The 17,340-nt window shown below is 35.8% G+C and carries 16 protein-coding genes; 8 read left to right on the plus strand and 8 right to left on the minus strand.

Annotated elements, in window-relative coordinates; genetic code table 11:
- Window positions 1-1,341, plus strand: coding sequence for a dGTP triphosphohydrolase (dgt, locus tag SBO79_RS04685; RefSeq protein ID WP_318643435.1), 1,341 nt, complete (start codon window positions 1-3; stop codon window positions 1,339-1,341).
- Between the two features lie 56 nt (window positions 1,342-1,397).
- Here the strand turns inward: dgt and SBO79_RS04690 are convergent, their stop codons facing one another.
- Together SBO79_RS04690 and SBO79_RS04695 are read right to left on the minus strand one after the other, a co-directional pair.
- Window positions 1,398-2,342, minus strand: a complete 945-nt coding sequence (locus SBO79_RS04690) for a DUF3078 domain-containing protein (protein WP_318642425.1) — start codon at window positions 2,340-2,342, stop codon at window positions 1,398-1,400.
- Between the two features lie 30 nt (window positions 2,343-2,372).
- On the minus strand, window positions 2,373-4,145 hold the full coding sequence (locus tag SBO79_RS04695; RefSeq protein ID WP_318642427.1) for a 1-deoxy-D-xylulose-5-phosphate synthase: 1,773 nt from the start codon (window positions 4,143-4,145) through the stop codon (window positions 2,373-2,375).
- Window positions 4,146-4,182: 37 nt separating this feature from the next.
- Here SBO79_RS04695 and SBO79_RS04700 point away from each other — a divergent pair, with 37 nt between their 5' ends.
- Complete coding sequence (locus SBO79_RS04700; protein ID WP_318642429.1) at window positions 4,183-4,626, plus strand: nucleoside deaminase; 444 nt, start codon at window positions 4,183-4,185, stop codon at window positions 4,624-4,626.
- A 324-nt stretch (window positions 4,627-4,950) separates the two neighbouring features.
- Here the strand turns inward: SBO79_RS04700 and SBO79_RS04705 are convergent, their stop codons facing one another.
- The 3 genes from SBO79_RS04705 to SBO79_RS04715 form a co-directional block, all read right to left on the minus strand.
- On the minus strand, window positions 4,951-6,039 hold the full coding sequence (locus SBO79_RS04705; RefSeq protein WP_318642431.1) for a DUF4932 domain-containing protein: 1,089 nt from the start codon (window positions 6,037-6,039) through the stop codon (window positions 4,951-4,953).
- Window positions 6,040-6,444: 405 nt separating this feature from the next.
- Window positions 6,445-7,989, minus strand: coding sequence for an Rne/Rng family ribonuclease (locus tag SBO79_RS04710; protein ID WP_318642433.1), 1,545 nt, complete (start codon window positions 7,987-7,989; stop codon window positions 6,445-6,447).
- A gap of 387 nt (window positions 7,990-8,376) precedes the next feature.
- Complete coding sequence (locus SBO79_RS04715) at window positions 8,377-8,697, minus strand: HU family DNA-binding protein (RefSeq protein WP_318643437.1); 321 nt, start codon at window positions 8,695-8,697, stop codon at window positions 8,377-8,379.
- A 101-nt stretch (window positions 8,698-8,798) separates the two neighbouring features.
- Between SBO79_RS04715 and mutY the strand changes: the two genes are divergently transcribed.
- The 3 genes from mutY (at window position 8,799) to gldD (ending at window position 11,014) form a co-directional block, all read left to right on the plus strand.
- Entirely contained in the window at window positions 8,799-9,836 is a 1,038-nt protein-coding gene (mutY, locus tag SBO79_RS04720; protein WP_318642435.1) for an A/G-specific adenine glycosylase, read from the plus strand.
- A 167-nt stretch (window positions 9,837-10,003) separates the two neighbouring features.
- Window positions 10,004-10,438, plus strand: coding sequence for a single-stranded DNA-binding protein (locus SBO79_RS04725; protein ID WP_318642437.1), 435 nt, complete (start codon window positions 10,004-10,006; stop codon window positions 10,436-10,438).
- 24 nt (window positions 10,439-10,462) lie between these two features.
- Window positions 10,463-11,014: a gliding motility lipoprotein GldD gene (gldD, locus tag SBO79_RS04730; RefSeq protein WP_318642439.1), complete on the plus strand. Its 552-nt coding sequence runs from the start codon at window positions 10,463-10,465 to the stop codon at window positions 11,012-11,014.
- Window positions 11,015-11,093: 79 nt separating this feature from the next.
- Here gldD and SBO79_RS04735 read toward each other — a convergent pair whose 3' ends face one another.
- Window positions 11,094-11,594, minus strand: a complete 501-nt coding sequence (locus SBO79_RS04735) for a heavy-metal-associated domain-containing protein (RefSeq protein WP_318642440.1) — start codon at window positions 11,592-11,594, stop codon at window positions 11,094-11,096.
- Between the two features lie 124 nt (window positions 11,595-11,718).
- Between SBO79_RS04735 and SBO79_RS04740 the strand changes: the two genes are divergently transcribed.
- Entirely contained in the window at window positions 11,719-12,585 is an 867-nt protein-coding gene (locus SBO79_RS04740) for a DMT family transporter (protein WP_318642442.1), read from the plus strand.
- Window positions 12,586-12,656: 71 nt separating this feature from the next.
- On the opposite strand, the gene SBO79_RS04745 is transcribed toward SBO79_RS04740, so the two are convergent.
- On the minus strand, window positions 12,657-14,696 hold the full coding sequence (locus SBO79_RS04745; protein WP_318642444.1) for a M16 family metallopeptidase: 2,040 nt from the start codon (window positions 14,694-14,696) through the stop codon (window positions 12,657-12,659).
- A 12-nt stretch (window positions 14,697-14,708) separates the two neighbouring features.
- Window positions 14,709-16,037: a M16 family metallopeptidase gene (locus SBO79_RS04750; RefSeq protein ID WP_318642446.1), complete on the minus strand. Its 1,329-nt coding sequence runs from the start codon at window positions 16,035-16,037 to the stop codon at window positions 14,709-14,711.
- A gap of 221 nt (window positions 16,038-16,258) precedes the next feature.
- Here SBO79_RS04750 and rplU point away from each other — a divergent pair, with 221 nt between their 5' ends.
- A complete protein-coding gene (gene rplU, locus SBO79_RS04755) occupies window positions 16,259-16,654 on the plus strand; it encodes a 50S ribosomal protein L21 (RefSeq protein ID WP_318642448.1) in 396 nt (131 codons plus the stop codon).
- Window positions 16,655-16,679: 25 nt separating this feature from the next.
- On the plus strand, window positions 16,680-16,940 hold the full coding sequence (gene rpmA, locus SBO79_RS04760; RefSeq protein ID WP_318642450.1) for a 50S ribosomal protein L27: 261 nt from the start codon (window positions 16,680-16,682) through the stop codon (window positions 16,938-16,940).
- Window positions 16,941-17,340: the final 400 nt, after the last annotated feature.

Raw genomic sequence — 17,340 nt, forward strand, 5'->3', positions numbered from 1 at the left:
ATGCAGTGGGAACAATTGCTGTCGTTAAGACGTCAAGGCGATAAGCACAAACGACTTAGAAAAGAGGAAGACGAGACTCGTCTGGGTTTTGAGGTTGATTACGACCGAATTATTTTCTCATCATCTTTCAGAAGTTTGCAGGACAAAACGCAAGTTATTCCACTGTCAAAAACAGATTTCGTTCACACAAGACTTACTCACAGTTTAGAGGTTTCGGTGGTTGGAAGATCAATCGGCCGACTTGTGGGTAAGAAAGTTCTGGAAAAATATCCATACTTAAAGGAGATTCACGGTTATCAGATGAACGACTTTGGAGCAATTGTAGCTGCAGCTTCATTATCTCACGATATCGGAAATCCCCCTTTTGGCCACTCGGGCGAAAAAGCAATTGGAGAATATTTTTCGATTGGTAAAGGATTGAAATATAAGGAAGGACTTACTGCTAAGCAATGGCAAGACCTTTGCGATTTTGAAGGAAATGCCAATGGTTTCTCGGTGCTTACAAGTAGCAGGCCTGGAATTTCTGGAAGTATCAGGCTAACTTATGCCACTTTGGGTGCTTTTATGAAATACCCTAAAGAAAGTTTGCCAAAGAAACCAACCAAAAATATCGCGGATAAAAAATATGGATTCTTCCAATCTGACAAAGCCTTCTTTCAGGAAGTAGCGTCAGAATTGGGATTAATACCGAATAAAACTGGAGATGATATTGGTTACGAAAGACATCCACTTGCCTATCTTGTAGAAGCAGCAGATGATATTTGCTACACAATTATCGATTTTGAAGACGGAATTAATTTGGGATTAGTTTCGGAAGATTATGCTTTAGAATATCTTATAAAACTCGTAAAAGACACAATAGATTCCGCTAAGTATAATGTTCTAGAAAGCAAGGAAGACCGGATTAGTTATCTGAGAGCGCTGGCAATTGGAAGCTTGATTCAGGATGCGGTTAAAATATTTTTGGAAAATGAACCCGCTATCTTGGAAGGAAAATTTCCATATTCTCTAATGGACAAAAGCAAGTACAAAGTTCAGATGGATGAAATTATAAATCTCAGTGCGAAAAATGTCTATGAAAGTAAAGAAGTAATTGAAAAAGAACTTACAGGATATCAGATAATAAATCATTTATTAGACGTTTTTATTACTGCTTACAACAATCAATATGATGATAAAATGACCAACTATGACAAGCTTTTGTTGAAGTTGTTGCCAGAAAGACATCATCAGGAGAAAAATACTTTGTACGAACGTCTTTTGCATATTGCACATTTCGTGTCGTTACTTACAGATGGGAAAGCGCTTCTATACAGCAAAATTCTTGGAAATAAAGAATAAAAAAAATCGCAGCTGAAGTTTCTCAGACTGCGGTTTTTTCTTACTAGAGATAATTTCTAAAATTCGTAAACTACTCCAATTCCTAAAATTTGTTTAAGCTGAATTTTTGCTCCGCGAGTAACTTCTTCTTCACCTACAGTTTGTTTGGTTTTGATATCATCGTCATAGACAATGTGAGTACCAATGTTGGCACGAACATATTTATTCACCTTAAGATCTAATTGAAGTTTCCAATCCACATCGATGTTCCCAAATCGGTTTATGTAATCAGAATAAAGACTTAACCTATTTTCAAGCATAATATTTTCAAAAACCTCCGTTTTGTAAATACTAGAAACTAGAAAACCTAGTTCTGTTTTGTGATTTTCTCCACGTACTAAAAGTTCTTTTGTAATCGGGTCATAGATTGCACCTTTAACTCCAAAAGCTCCTCTATTAGCCAGAATCTGATCCATTACCATCGTATTTTTCATTGTTAATGGCGAAATATAAGCAGTGAAACTCTTGTCTTTGCTAGCATATTCAGCTCCAATTCCAAGGAAAGTATAAGCTGGACTAAAGGGTTTTGAAATTGGTTTTTCGGTATTTGGGTATGAGTAGCCATTAGTAAACTGAGTACTGAAACTAAGTTTGGCTGAATAATACCAGTTGGTTATTGTATCTGCTCGATAACCAAAAGCAGAATTGTATTGCAGTGCGTCATCGGTTTTCCGGAATTCGACACCATCTTGTTTATTCATTCCATACCGAACAAGAAGTTCATTGCCCCATTTGGTGTTCTTATCGGCATAATTTCTAGTAAATGTCCCTTTGATTAGACCCGAAACTGAACTTGTTCCACCCTGACTCCAATTTACAAAAGCTATTTCATTAATGTCAAAAGCTACAATATTCTTGTTCGTCCAAGGGGAAACAACTTTCACCGTATCAATTTCAATAATTTGCGAAAATCCGGCTGAAGTGAAAAAGAGGAATAGAAAGAAATAATGAAAAAGTTTCATAAGAGAATTTAATTTTTGCAAAAGTCTAAATTAAATGGTTCTTTGCAAAACATTTTGAAGACTATTAACGTCCAAACCGCACATATATTGTTGTTCTGCGACCGTCGCGTGCTCAACGAAATGATCTGGAATTCCAATGATCTGAATTTTTGCTTTATAATCATATAAATGTGCAAATTCGGATATAGCGCTTCCAAAGCCTCCTTTGACAACGCCTTCTTCCAATGTAATGAGAGAATTGAACTTTTGAAAAATCTCATGCAGCAGATTTTCGTCCAAAGGTTTAATGAAAGCAAAATCAAAATGAGCAAAGTTTTCAGCGTTTTCCAACAAATTTATTGCTTCAATCATATTATTGCCTATAAATCCATTGGAAAGAATGGCGACTTTGTTTCCTTCTTTTAGTTGAGTGGCTTTTCCGATTACAATTTCTCTAAAAGCAACTGGAAACTCAGGATCTATTCCTCTACCTTTTGGATATCTGATAGCGATTGGATTTTTTAAGCCCAATTGTGCGGTATAAAGTATATTTCGAAATTCACTTTCGTTAAGTGGACTGTAGATAATCAAATTTGGAATGCATCTCAAATAAGCTATATCAAAAACACCTTGATGGGTTGCGCCATCTTCGCCTACAAGCCCTGCGCGATCTAGACACAAAATTACCGGAAGGTTTTGCAATGCGATGTCATGAATAATTTGGTCGTACGCGCGCTGCATAAATGTGCTGTAAATAGTACAAAAGACTATCATTCCTTGAGTTGCCATTCCTGCGGCGAATGTTACTGCGTGCTGCTCCGCGATCCCCACATCAAAAGCTCTATTTGGAAATTCTTCCATCATATATTTGAGCGAACTTCCTGTGGGCATTGCAGGAGTAATTCCGATGATTCTTTTATTCTTTCGAGCTAATTCAACCAAAGTTAATCCAAAAACATCTTGGAATTTTGGCGGAAGATTTTGAGATTCTTGCTGAATGATTAAACCGGTTAACTTATCGAATTTTCCAGGTGCGTGGTATTGCACTTGATGTTCTTCTGCTTGTTGCAGTCCCTTTCCTTTTTTCGTGATTACGTGGAGAAACTTTGGACCTTTTACGGTTTTTAGTCGCTGTAATTCAGAAATTAATAACGGCAAATCATGGCCGTCAATCGGGCCGGAGCAGTCAAAATTCAGGGACTTTATCATATTATTTTGCCGAGGATTTTTTCCTTCCTTGATGGCAGTAAAGTAATTTTTTAGCGCGCCAACACTAGGATCGATTCCGATGGCATTGTCGTTGAGAATTACCAAGATGTTTGCGTCTGTTACTCCTGCGTGGTTTAGACCTTCAAAAGCCATTCCTGATGCAATAGAGGCGTCGCCAATGACTGCGATATGTTGTTTTTCTAATTCACCCTTCAGCTGAGAGGCTATTGCCATTCCCAAAACTGCCGAAATCGAAGTTGAAGAGTGTCCAACGCCAAAAGCGTCGTAAATACTTTCGGTGATTTTCGGAAAGCCTGAGATTCCGTTGAGTTGTCTATTCGAATCAAAGGCATCTCTTCTGCCGGTTAGAATCTTGTGTCCATAAGCCTGATGGCCTACATCCCAAACCAACAAATCTGTTGGAGTATTGAAGACATAATGTAGTGCGATAGTAAGTTCGACCACGCCAAGGCTTGCGCCAAGATGTCCTTCTTTTGTAGCGACAATATCGATGATAAAAGCACGCAATTCTGCAGCTAACTCTATGAGTTGTGCTGAGTTCAAATGCCGCAAATCTGCAGGAGAATTGATGTTTTTGAGTAAATCTGTAGACATAAAACAAATGTACAACTTGAATTAGTATTTTTGTAATATGGAGAACATTTATACCGACGAATATTTTATGAAAAAGGCTTTGCAAGAAGCAGAATATGCATTGGCAAAAGGTGAAATTCCCATTGGAGCAGTAGTCGTAGTTAACGATCGAATTATCGCCAGATCGCACAATCTCACCGAAATGCTAACGGATGTCACTGCTCACGCCGAAATGCAAGCAATCACGTCTGCTGCCAACTATCTCGGTGGAAAATATTTGAAAGAATGTGTAATGTATATCACAGTCGAACCTTGTCAAATGTGTGCGGGTGCTTTGTATTGGAGTCAGATTACCAAGATTGTTTATGGCGCTTCTGATAATAAACGTGGTTATACTTCGATGGGTGGGAAGTTGCATCCGAAAACGGTCGTGGTTTCTGGAGTTATGGAAGAGGAGTGCGGGACTATGATGAAGCGTTTTTTTGAGGATAAGAGGAGGTAGGGTTCATAGTATTTTTTGTAGATTTTGATTACGCTTATACTTGTCTTCCTGACGAAGGTAGGATATCATTGGAAGCTCAATCTAATCTGTAGTTTTTCGTAAATGTTTTAGTAACCATCCTTAATAATGCGTGTTTGCGAAGCAAATCACATAATCCAACTCAATGTTGCTTCAGATGCTTGCTTGTATAATAGAAGTAGTGTTTTTACAATTCCACTATTAGACTAATTAAAAACCAAATACAAAGCCAATATTATGTGATATGCTTCGCTTGATTGCTTTGCCCGGACGTTGGCCTTTTTAAGAACTAAAGTTTGCAAGCTGCTAGCGGAAATTTTTGATTTCAATTAAAGCTTTTTCAACACTTTCGTGGTAAGAAATTTTATCTTTATTATCGTTATAATAATTCAGGTGTTTTAGAATAATTGGAATGTAAATAAAATTATTTTTTAACACGTGATGTTCAAATAAAAATTTACTTCCTTCTGTATTCCCAAGATTAGAGGCCAGTATAATTTCACCTGCTCTTACAAAATGCTCATATAAACATATTTTCCAATTTGAATATCCCTGATTCTCCATTGACAATTTTATGGGTGGGAAGAGGAAGCTTGAATCGTCAATTAATTTCTGATTTATATTGTCAATTATATGATTTACAAAAGAATGTCCAAATTCATGTGTAGCTAATGTTAAGATAGCACTTTGATTAGAGAAGTTTGTTATGTTTTTTTCAACATCAACTCCACCAAAACTGCCAAAGAAATTATAGACATTATTGTCTAAATTTGGACCGAACCCCATTCCGCTCGGAATTAATAAAGAAGGATTTAAAATGAACGACTTTTTATCATATTGATTATAAAAAAGTTGCATTTCAGTTACAAATCTTTGCTCAGGGAGGTTATTTTCTACTTCACTAATTACTCTTTTATATAAATGTTCATTCTTATTTAAAAAATTATCAAAAGCGATTTTTACATAAAATTTGTTTAGGTCGGAGATTACTTCTTTAGTAATTTTTCTTTTTTCCTTTATTGATAAATCATCTTCGTAGCTTATAAAGTCATCCGAAGGAATATCGTCATTTAATTGTGCGTTTGGAAAATCTTCAAGTTGTGCGAACAACCAAATGTAGCTGCTTAAACCCTCATTTTGATTTACTTTTTTAAAATTTTCAAGTAGATCGTCATCTATAAAAGTTTTAAAATTGTTATATGTAGCGAGCTGAAACTTCTGATTTTCCCAAATCAGTGTGCTATCACCATTTTCGAAAGAGCTACCAAAATCAACTAACCAACATCTTAACGCAGCAAATTCAACGTTTTTATTTACAGAAACTGTTATTTGTTTTGCCTGAGGAAATGCGCTGATTGAAAATATAATTAGCAAAGTGAGTATCAAATTTTTCATTAGGATTTGATGATTATGTTTTAAATATTTTTCTTTTAAGGATTTTTTTTAAAGTGACTTTTTCAAATTTACCTTCAAGGTTTGAAAAAAACCTTGCAGGATATCAAAAATATTTTCACCCTTTAGCTAAATTATCCTAAGAACGAACTGCATTTTTTCAATATATAGTCCTACAATATACAATTCTACGATATACATTATACAATCCTACATTATACAATCCTACAATATACAGTCATGCAATATACAGTCATACAATATACAGTTATACAATATACAATCCTACAATTTACAATCCTACAATATACAGTCATACATTAGCGAGAATTTGTAGAGCAAAGCCGGAATAGCTGCCAAAAAAAAGAGCAAAAAAAAACCGCTGATCTATCGATAGCGGTTTTAATTTTATTCTGAAAGTTCTTTGCCTGTATTATCAAAGAAATGATATTCTAAAAACGTGTAAGCATCACGAGGTATTATTTTTACCCATTTTTTATGCTCTAAGAACCACTTAGTTCGCTGGGATGGGAATCCCTTGGTGAGATATGCTTGGACAAATGGATGTACGTTGAGTACTATTTTGGCATTTGTTTTTAGCTGTCTTTCTAAGTCCATATTGATCTTATCAATAATCAAAATTGGTGCTTCGATTTCGCCGGCATTGTTATTCGGGTCTTCTTCGCGGGTTTTGATATTGACTTCTGGACGTACCCTTTGTCGAGTAATTTGGATTAATCCAAATTTACTTGGCGGCAGGATTTTGTGTTTTGCCTTGTCATCGCTCATTTCGTCTCGTAAGAATTCGAAAAGTTTTTTGCGATTGTCAGGATTGGACATGTCGATAAAATCGACTACAATGATGCCTCCCATATCGCGCAGACGGAGCTGACGTGCAATCTCTGCTGCGGCAATCATATTTACTTCGAGAGCAGTATCTTCTTGGTTTGTTGCCTTATTTGAGCGGTTTCCGCTGTTGACATCTATTACGTGTAGGGCCTCTGTGTGCTCTATGATTAGATAAGCACCTTTGCTCATCGACACTGTTTTTCCGAATGAAGTTTTGATCTGTCTTTCTATATTAAATTTTTCAAAAATAGGAGTATCCTTTGATTGATAATACTTTACGATTGATTGTTTGGAAGGAGCTATTTCCTGTAGATAGTCCTTTGTTTCTTGGTACAACTCTTCATCATCAATATGAATACCGCTAAAGGTATCATTGAATACGTCTCTAAGAATGGACGATGCTCGGTTGAGCTCGCCTAGAATTTTGGACGGATGATGAGCCGTAGGAATTTTTTTACACATTGCGTCCCATCTATTCAAGAGGGTTTGCAAGTCTTTGTCTAGCTCTGCAACTTTCTTGCCCTCGGCTACTGTGCGTACGATGACGCCAAAGCCTTTTGGTCTTATTGATTGCACGAGTCTTTTAAGTCTGTCTTTTTCTTCCTTTTCTTCTATTTTTTGGGAAATAGAAATTCGATCCGAAAATGGCACAAGTACGATGTACCTGCCGGCCAATGAAAGTTCAGAACTTATACGTGGTCCTTTGGTAGAAATAGGTTCTTTTACTACCTGAACCAGTAATGATTGATTGGTGTTGAGAACATCTGTAATGCTGCCATCCTTGTCAATCTCTTTCTCAAACTGAAAATTTTTGAGATTGTAATCTTTAATTTTACCTGCGCTTACAAGTTTGATGAATTTTAACATCGAAGGAAGGTTTGGGCCCAAATCGTGGTAATGTAGAAAGGCATCTTTCTCGAAACCTACGTGTACAAATGCCGCATTGAGTCCAGCAACTGGTTTTCTGATTTTGGCGATAAATATATCACCCACCTGAAAGTTGCTTTTTTCTTCTTCTTTGTGTAATTCAATTAGTTTTCCATCTTTTAATAAGGCAAAATCTACGGCTTCAGAACTTGATCTGATGATTAATTCTTTATTCACACTGTAAATTTTTATCCAGACTTTAGGTTGCAACAATGTCTTCTCTTTCTATAGATAAAAAAGATTGTGTGTTGCTACCGAATCGTTCGGATGGATTAAACGTTTTTTTAAACAGGTATAATACCCGGGAAAGACCGTAAAAATATAAAAACAAAAATCAGAAAATAGCCTTTATGCACAGAGTGCTTGGGGATATTCTCTGAGATTTGATGTTGTTAATACGTCTTCAATTTCAATGAACTTGAAAAAATAAAAAGTAGTTAGACTATTTTTTCTTCTTGTGACGGTTAGCTCTCGCTCTTTTCTTTCTCTTGTGAGTAGCTACTTTATGTCTTTTTCTTTTCTTACCACTTGGCATAGTTGTTCTTTTAGTGATTAATATTTAGTTTATTTTGCTTCATTATTTATTTTAACTCCCTCAACAAATACTTTTGCTGGTTTGAAAGCTGGAATATTGTGTGCTGGAATTTTTATTGTAGTATTCTTTGAAATGTTACGACCTGTTTTTTCAGCTCTAGTCTTGATGATAAAACTTCCGAAACCTCGTAAATAAACATTATCGCCTGTTTCTAGTGAATTTTTCACTTCATCCATAAAAGTTTCCACAGTCGCCTGAACATCTCCTTTTTCTAGACCTAATTTTTCTGAAATTTTAGCTACGATATCTGCTTTCGTCATTTTCTTATTTTTTAAAGATTGCTTATGAATTTTTGAGGTTGCAAATATATGAATTTAAAAAACAAACTATCACGCTAAACAATTAAAATTTAACCACATAAACTTTTACATTTGTGTACTTTAATTTTACAATGATTTTTTCTAACAGACTTATTAAGTGGTATTTACAAAATAAGCGCAGTTTACCATGGCGCGAGACTATCGATCCTTATAGTATTTGGCTTTCAGAAATTATGCTTCAACAGACGCGAGTAGCGCAAGGTTTGTCATATTTTTTGTCGTTCAAAGAGCATTTTCCAACCGTAAATGATTTGGCTAGAGCCGATGAAGAAGTCGTTTTGAAGCTTTGGCAAGGACTTGGATACTACTCTCGTGCGAGAAATTTGCACACTACTGCACGATACATTTCGTCTGAATTGGATTGTGTTTTTCCAGATAATTTTAAAGATTTATTAAAACTGAAAGGCGTTGGCGAATATACAGCGGCTGCAATAGCTTCCTTTTGTTATAATGAACCTGTGCCGGTAGTGGATGGAAATGTGTTCCGGGTTCTTGCTAGGTATTTTGATATCGAAACAGACATTGCGCGACCTGCAGCTAAAAAGGAATTTGCAGCTTTGGCGGCACAATTGCTTCCAGAGAATGATGCTGCAACCTTCAATCAGGCTATTATGGAATTTGGCGCTTTGCAATGTGTGCCTCAAAACCCTGATTGTAGCGTTTGTGTTTTTAATGATTCTTGTCTTGCCTTAAAATTTAATAAGGTGACACAGTTGCCAGTAAAGTCTAAGAAAGCAAAAGCTAGAATTAGACACTTTAATTATCTTGTTGCCGAAGATAGCGATGGAAATACGCAAATAGAGAAGCGAGTAGAGAAGGGAATTTGGCAAAACTTATATGATTTTCCGCTTTTGGAAACGGAGACTATTGCGCCTTTAAATATGGTTTCGGAAAAATTGGAAACAGAATATTTTAACGACAACGAGGTTGTAGCAGTGGAGGATTTCGAATGTGATATTATTCATAAGTTGTCGCATCAGCATTTGCATATAAAGTTTTGGAAAGTATCTGTAGAAGGAAATTTGCAAGAAGGTATTTCGGTTGAAAAGCTAAAACTTCTTCCGGTGCCGATTGTGATTCATAATTTTATTGAGAAAGCACTAGTGTAGTATGTGACTACTTTATATTGTTGTAACCTGAATTCTTTCGGCGAAAGCCAAAAAATTTTTAAAAATCTCTACACTCGGAATTTGCAGCAAAGTTTAACTACCTGCTTTTATTAGGAGTAAACTCAAAAACTGTATCTTTGAAATTGAACCCAAATTGATTATTTAGAATGAATGGAACTCTTAATAAAGTGATGCTAATTGGACACTTAGGTGAGGATGTAAAGATGCACTATTTTGACGGTGGAAACTGTATAGGCCGATTTTCGTTGGCTACTAACGAGGTTTATATTAATAAATCAAATGGAGAGAAAATTAATACTACCGAATGGCACAATCTTGTTGTGCGGAATAAAGCTGCCGAAGTTTGCGAAAAATACCTGACCAAGGGAGATAAAATTTATGTTGAAGGCCGGTTGCGATCTAGACAATGGCAAACTGAAGATGGAACACAGAAAAATACGGTTGAAATAATTGTTACTGAGTTTACCTTTCTCTCTACTAAGAAAAATTTGGATGCTCAGAAGAGTGCAGCGCTACAGTCGGAAGAGATTCCTCAAAGTACTGAAACTCCCGCACGACCAATTAATGACTTGCCATTTTAATTTTAAATAAAAGAAGTACTTATAATGATTAAACGTTTTTTATATATTTTCCTTCCGCTTGCGCTAATAGGCTGCAAGGAGGATGTTACACCAAAACCTTCGGCTGAATTGCGACTTGATTATGTAGAGGCCGATTTTGTTCGATTTGAAAATGAATGTCCTTATAGTTTTGAAATTAATGATGATGCTATAATCAAGGGAAAAGGCAGTTGCAATTTCACCATTGATTATCCAAAGATGAAAGCCACCATTTTTTTGACCTATAAAGATGTGAACGGAAATATTAAATCGCATTTACAAGACGCGCAGAAACTTACGTATGAGCATGTAATTAAGGCAGATGATATCGTAGAGCAACCTTATATTAATAGAGATAGTAAAGTTTACGGAATGTTCTATCAAGTGCAAGGAAATGCCGCGACAAATGCCCAATTTTATGTAACAGACAGTGTAAAACATTTTGTAACGGGATCTGTATATTTTTATGCAAAGCCAAATTATGACTCTATAATGCCCGCCGCAGACTACATAAAAAATGATATGAGAATGATCATGGAAACCATGAAGTGGAAATAATCGAGGAGATCTATTCTAACAAAAAATGCCCCAAGTGCTGAAACTTGGGGCATTTTGTTTATAAAATCAGATATTAAAATTATGCTTTGTTTTCTTTTTTAGAAGAGCAGCATTCTTTTTTTCCATCGTCTGAACATCCTTTTTTAGATTTAGTTTTTTTAGCTTTTGCTTTTTCTTGAGGAAAAAATGCTGCTTTATCACCCGAAGACTTTACGTTTTCTACTTTGTAAGTTTTTCCATCTGCAGATTTCTCAACAACTTGAATCAATTTTTCTGGAGATTGTTTTCCGTTGTCATACTCTACTGTTGCTGTTTTTGTGTCAAAGTCAACGGTGGCTTTTTGCACTCCGTCTAGCTTGCTAAGGTTTTCTTCAATAGTTTTTGCACAACCCATTGCGCAAGTCATGCCCGAGATGTCAAAGTTTGCTGTTTCGATTTTTCCGCTTGCTACTAAAGGCGTTTCTGTTGTTGCTTCTGTATCTGTAATTATTCCAGCTTCATTAGATGTAGCTGCGTCTTTACAGCCTACAAAAAGGAGTCCTGCTACTGCTAATGAAAATAAAGTTTTTGTAATTGTCATTTTGATAAATTATTAATTATGGATAAAATTGTCTTAAGTTGAAATGTCAAACAAAAATACTAAATAAAGTATCGATGTCTCATAAAATTATTACAATTTTGCGCTCTCTAAAAAGCCGTTAAAAATGGAACAGAAACACGCCAAGTGGATTCAACTTGTAATTCTCTCATTAATATGGGGAAGTTCGTTTATCCTGATGAAAAAAGGATTGTTAGGATTGAATCCGTTGCAGTTAGGATCACTGCGAATTATATTTGCAGGCCTGTTTTTACTGGCCATTGGATATAAAAATTTACCAAAGATTCCACAAGGAAAATGGAAATTTCTTGCCTTAACAGCTTTCTGCGGAACATTTATGCCAGTTTATTTATTTGCATTAGCTCAAACCGAAATTGATAGCTCGGTAAGTGCGGTTCTTAACGCAACAACGCCCTTGGCAACCTTGATACTGGGTGCTGCGGCATTTGGACTTTCTTTTACTAGAGCGCAAATAATAGGAGTAGTAATTGGACTTGGTGGAACACTATTATTGATTTTGAATGGTGCAATGAATCATCCCGAGCAAAATTATTACTATGCATTGCTAGTAGTTGTAGCCTCTATCGGGTATGCTTTAAATGTCAATTTTATTAAAAAGTATTTGTCAGATATGCATCCGCTAACCATCTGCACCGGAAATTTTTTGACCTTGCTACTGCCTGCAACAATAGTATTATCTCTTTCAGGTTTCTTTCAAGTTGCCAATCAAGAAGTTGTACAGACATCTGTTATGTATATTGTGATTTTAGGAATAATAGGTACAGGAATGGCAAATTTGATATTTTTCAAATTAATTCAGACCACCTCTCCGGTATTTGCAACTTCAGTGACTTATCTTATTCCAGTGGTGGCATTTTTCTGGGGAATGCTTGATGGTGAACTCTTTACGCCAACTCAGTTTGTAGGAGCTTTTATTATTCTTATTGGAGTTTATCTAGCGGGAAAGAAATAATTATCAATAAAAAATAAAGCCCCGTCATTGCAATAATGACGGGGCTTTTTATTTAGGTAAGAACAGTTTTCTTATTTGAAATCCGCATCTGTAACACCTTCGTTAATTTTAACGTCAGTAACATTTAGTTCGATATCAATACCAACATTCATAGACATTTTGTAAGGAATTTTGATGTCTTTAACCTTTCTATAATCATCATAGGAAGTTGTCTGAGTCATCTTTTGAGTTCCTTGCTCGATAGTTTGAGATTCTGCAACTTTAAGTCCAGTTGTTACATCATAATAGCGAGTAGTTTTACCGTCAACAAGAACGTAAACATCTTTTCCGTCCATCATCTCGATGCCTGTTAATTTGGCCGAATTGATAGCAGGAGCAAGTTCTTGAAAGATAGTAGTGCCAGCTTTTTTCTCCGCAAATTCTTCGGCACTAAGATCTCTGCGCTGTCCTTGCTGTTCTGAGTAAGCACCCTTCTCGTTCACAACTTGTTTCATCATCGTCATTCCCATCGCTTTCATTTCTACCATTTGCTTGTTGGTAGCTGTAGTTTTGGTGATCAATTCAAGTGGCGTTCCTTGCACAGTTCCTGAAGCCACTATCGTTAGAGATTTTACAGCTTTCAGTGCTTTTTCTCCTCCAATTGCTTTGATATAATTGTCTACCACAGTCTTTGCAGTTACGCCAGTAGGAACTTCCTTTTTGCTAACTGGCTTGTCAATTGGATTACCGTATTTGTCAAAGTAGAACATTGGAATCTTTAATTTTTCTAAACCAGGTCCAATTTCAGAAGCTTTACCAACTACTACAATTCTTGTGTTATCAGTTAAGAAATATTTGTTTGCAACTCTCATTACATCTTCTGCGGTTACGGCATTGATGTTTTTAATGTAGTTTTCGTAAAAATCTGCAGGAAGATTTTCTGTTTCGATATTCAATGCATAGCGCGCAACAGTTTGTGGCTTTTCGATTTGCATTACAAAACGTCCGATATATCCAGCTTTCACACTTTTTAATGTTTCCGGATCTACCTTATCTGTACGAATTCTTTTTAATTCTTTTACAAATTCAACCACTGCACTATCTGTTACGGCGTTTCGAACTTGAGATGAAGATCTAAATTTGCCCACATAGCGGCTTCCGCCAATTGCAGAACGTGCACCATAAGTCCAACCGTGAGCTTCACGAAGATTCATGTTTAGGTAACTATTAAAATCGCCTCCTAAAACTTGATTTGCAACAAGAACTGGAAAGTAATCTTTGCTATTCATTTCAAGTTTTACAGTATTCACAAGACCAATTTCAGACTGAACTGCATTAGGCATGTCAACTAAGTTGATTTGAGTATATTGAACGTTTAATGGATCAGCGTAAGATTGGTTTGGTGCTTCAGCTTTTCTCCAAGATCCAAACAGTTTTTCGACCATCTTTTTGGTGTCTTTGAATTTTACATCTCCAACTACAATCAGGTACGCGTTTCCTGGTACAAAATATTCAGAATAAAATTTCTTAACATCGGCAAGAGATACATTTGATAATGTCTCTTCGCTTACATATTCACCATACGGATGATTTTTTCCAAAGGCCAATACATCTGTCACTCTAGAAGATACTGCCGGAACACTTTTTTCTTGAGATTTCAATCCTTCGATAAATTTGGCTTTAGATTTATCTAATTCTTCTTGAGTAAATTCGGTGTAAAGTGCTCCTTCGGCCATTAATTCCAGAATTCTTTTAGAATATCTAGAAAGCCCACTTGCACTTGCGCCGTTAATACTAAAATTGATATCAGCACCTAAAAAATCTACTTCTTCATTGAAAGCATCTTTTGTGATACTTTTTGAGCCGCTACCCATTATGCTTCCAGTAAGTTCAGAAACTCCTTTTTTTGATCCTTCGGCATACGGCGCAGTATCTATAGTAAGGTTGTAAACCACTCTTGGAAGTTTATGATTTTCTACGACCATTACCTTTAAACCATTTGGCAAACTAAAAGTTTGAGGCTTTTTGATATTGATAGTAGGAGATGGACCCGGAGTGGGCATCGGTCTGTCTTGTGCTTGCATAATTAAGGTTAAAAACAGGCTTGAGAATACTATTATTATTTTTTTCATGACTTTTAAATCTTAGTTTTGAGCTTTATCTTTCGCAGGAACATAATTTAATATCAATCTCTGATTAGGATTTAGATATTTTTTTGCTGCCTCACGAATCTCTTCTCTAGTTATTGAATGATACATATCAACTTCTGTATTAATAAGATTTACATCTCCATACAACATATAATAAGTCGCTAAATTATCTGCAACTCCTTCTACAGAAGCATTTGCTTGCACAAATTGATTGTCAAATTTGTTTTTAAGCATTTGCAAATCTCTTTCAGAAATTAAGTCTGTCTGTAGTTTTACGATTTCGGTGTCAATTTCTTTCTGAAGATCTTCGGCTGTAAATGGAGATTGAGGAAGTCCATATACGATATATGTCCCGTAATCTTCTTGTCCGTACATAAAGGCACCAATTTGAAGAGCCATTTTCTTTTCGTCAACGATTTTTTTGTAAAGTTTAGAACTTTTCCCATCGCTCAGATAAGAAGATACCATATCTAAAACTCTAGCATCACGCGTCTTCATCGAAGGCGTTCGGTACGAATTTACCAACATTGGAATTTGAATGTTGTTGTCCTCGTGCGTAGCATGAATAGTTTTGGTAATTGGTGCTTCTACAAAAGTTTCTCTTTTAATATCTGCACCTCTCTTGATAGGTCCAAAATATTTCTGAATCCATTCTTTAGTTTTCGGAATATTGTTGAGGTCGCCAGCAACCACTAGTACAGCATTATTAGGTACATAGAATTTTTTATTAAATGCTTGAAATTCTTCAAGAGTTGCGGCATCTAAGTGATCCATAGATCCGATTGTTGTCCAACGGTATGGGTGGTTTTTAAACATTTGTCTTTTTACAGCAGGAATCAATTCGCCGTAAGGACTGTTATCGTAACGAAGTCTTTTCTCTTCTTTTACAACTTCATTTTGGGTATTAACACCAATTTGATTGATAACAGGATGCATTAGTCTCTCAGACTCCATCCACAAGCCTAGTTCAAGATTGTTGGAAGGAAAAACTTCGTAGTAATAGGTTCTATCTTCGGTAGTGTTGGCGTTGTTAACGCCACCATTAGAAGTTACAATTTTAAACCATTCGCCACGACCGATATTTTTGGTACCTTCAAATAATAAGTGCTCAAAAAAGTGTGCAAACCCTGTGCGTTCTGGGTTTTCGTCTTTTGCACCTACATGGTACATTACAGATGTGATTACAACCGGAGCAGATGGATCATTATGCAAAATTACGTGCATGCCATTGTCTAAGTCATATTCCTCAAAAGCTACTTTCTGAGCAGATGCAGTAGCACTTAGTGCAAGCACAGCAGTTAAAGCCATTAATGAATTTTTCATAAAAGTTAATAATTAAGTGTTTGGTATAATAAGTCTACATTTAAGTAGTTTGTTACAACAAATGTACTTTTTTTAGTTTAATTAATAATTGAACTTTGACTTTTAGACTATTAAGATGTAAAAAAACAAGAAAAATAAATTTTATTTTTTGATCGCTATTGTATGCATAATATTAATTTGTATATTTGCAGCCATTTTATAATAACTTAAACATCATTGGTATGTATGCAATCGTAGAGATAGCAGGGCAACAATTTAAAGTAAGCAAAGACTTAAAGGTTTACGTTCACCGTCTAGCAGACAAAGAAGGAGATGCAATTTCATTTGCAAAAGTTCTTTTGTTAGACGATAACGGTACAATCACTTTAGGCGCCCCAGCTATAGAAGGTGCTTCAGTAGAAGCAAAAGTACTTCAGCACTTAAAAGGAGACAAGGTAATTGTTTTCAAGAAAAAGAGAAGAAAAGGATACAAAAAGAAAAATGGTCACCGTCAGTACTTGACTCAGATTCAAATTTCGGGTATTACATTTGCTGCTGCTAAGAAAACTGCTGCAAAAAGCGAGAAATCTGTAGAGGAAAAAGCTCCAAAGGCTAAAGCTGAAGCAAAAGCAGAATAATATTAACAAATAAAAATTATACGTCATGGCTCACAAGAAAGGTGTCGGTAGTTCGAAGAATGGTAGAGAATCAGAATCAAAACGTCTAGGCGTTAAGATTTACGGAGGACAAGCTGCTATTGCTGGGAACATCATCGTAAGACAAAGAGGTTCAAAACATAATCCAGGAGAAAACGTTTACATTAGTAAAGATCATACTTTACATGCAAGAGTTGATGGAGTTGTTATGTTCCAAAAGAAAAAAGACAATAAATCATTCGTATCTATCCTTCCTTTCGAAGCATAGTTCCTTTGAATTATAACATATAAAAGCCCGCAATTTGCGGGCTTTTTTTGTGGAATAAAATGAGATTTGCTTTTGGAACAACTTCCCAAATTAAATTCAAATTTTTATTTGGGCGAGACCTTCGCCAGAACGTTTTCGGTAAACTTCAAATAATCATGTGGCTCAGGTCGGGCTGTCTGTTCCCAATCTTTATTTTAGCATTTGCTCCGCAAAGCCACAATAAAGGATTTGCACGACCATCCCTCTCGCAAAACCGAATTCTAATAACTAATTGTTATCGAGTAAGTGTCAAGAAAAAATGAAATTTTGCAAAAACGGCATCATCCAAATCAGTTGATTGATTAAAGTTGCATTCACCAACTTCAATTTTATTCTGATAAAAGTTAATTGGAAATAGAAG

The organism is Flavobacterium ardleyense, assembly GCF_033547075.1.
GTDB classification, from domain to species: domain Bacteria; phylum Bacteroidota; class Bacteroidia; order Flavobacteriales; family Flavobacteriaceae; genus Flavobacterium; species Flavobacterium ardleyense_A.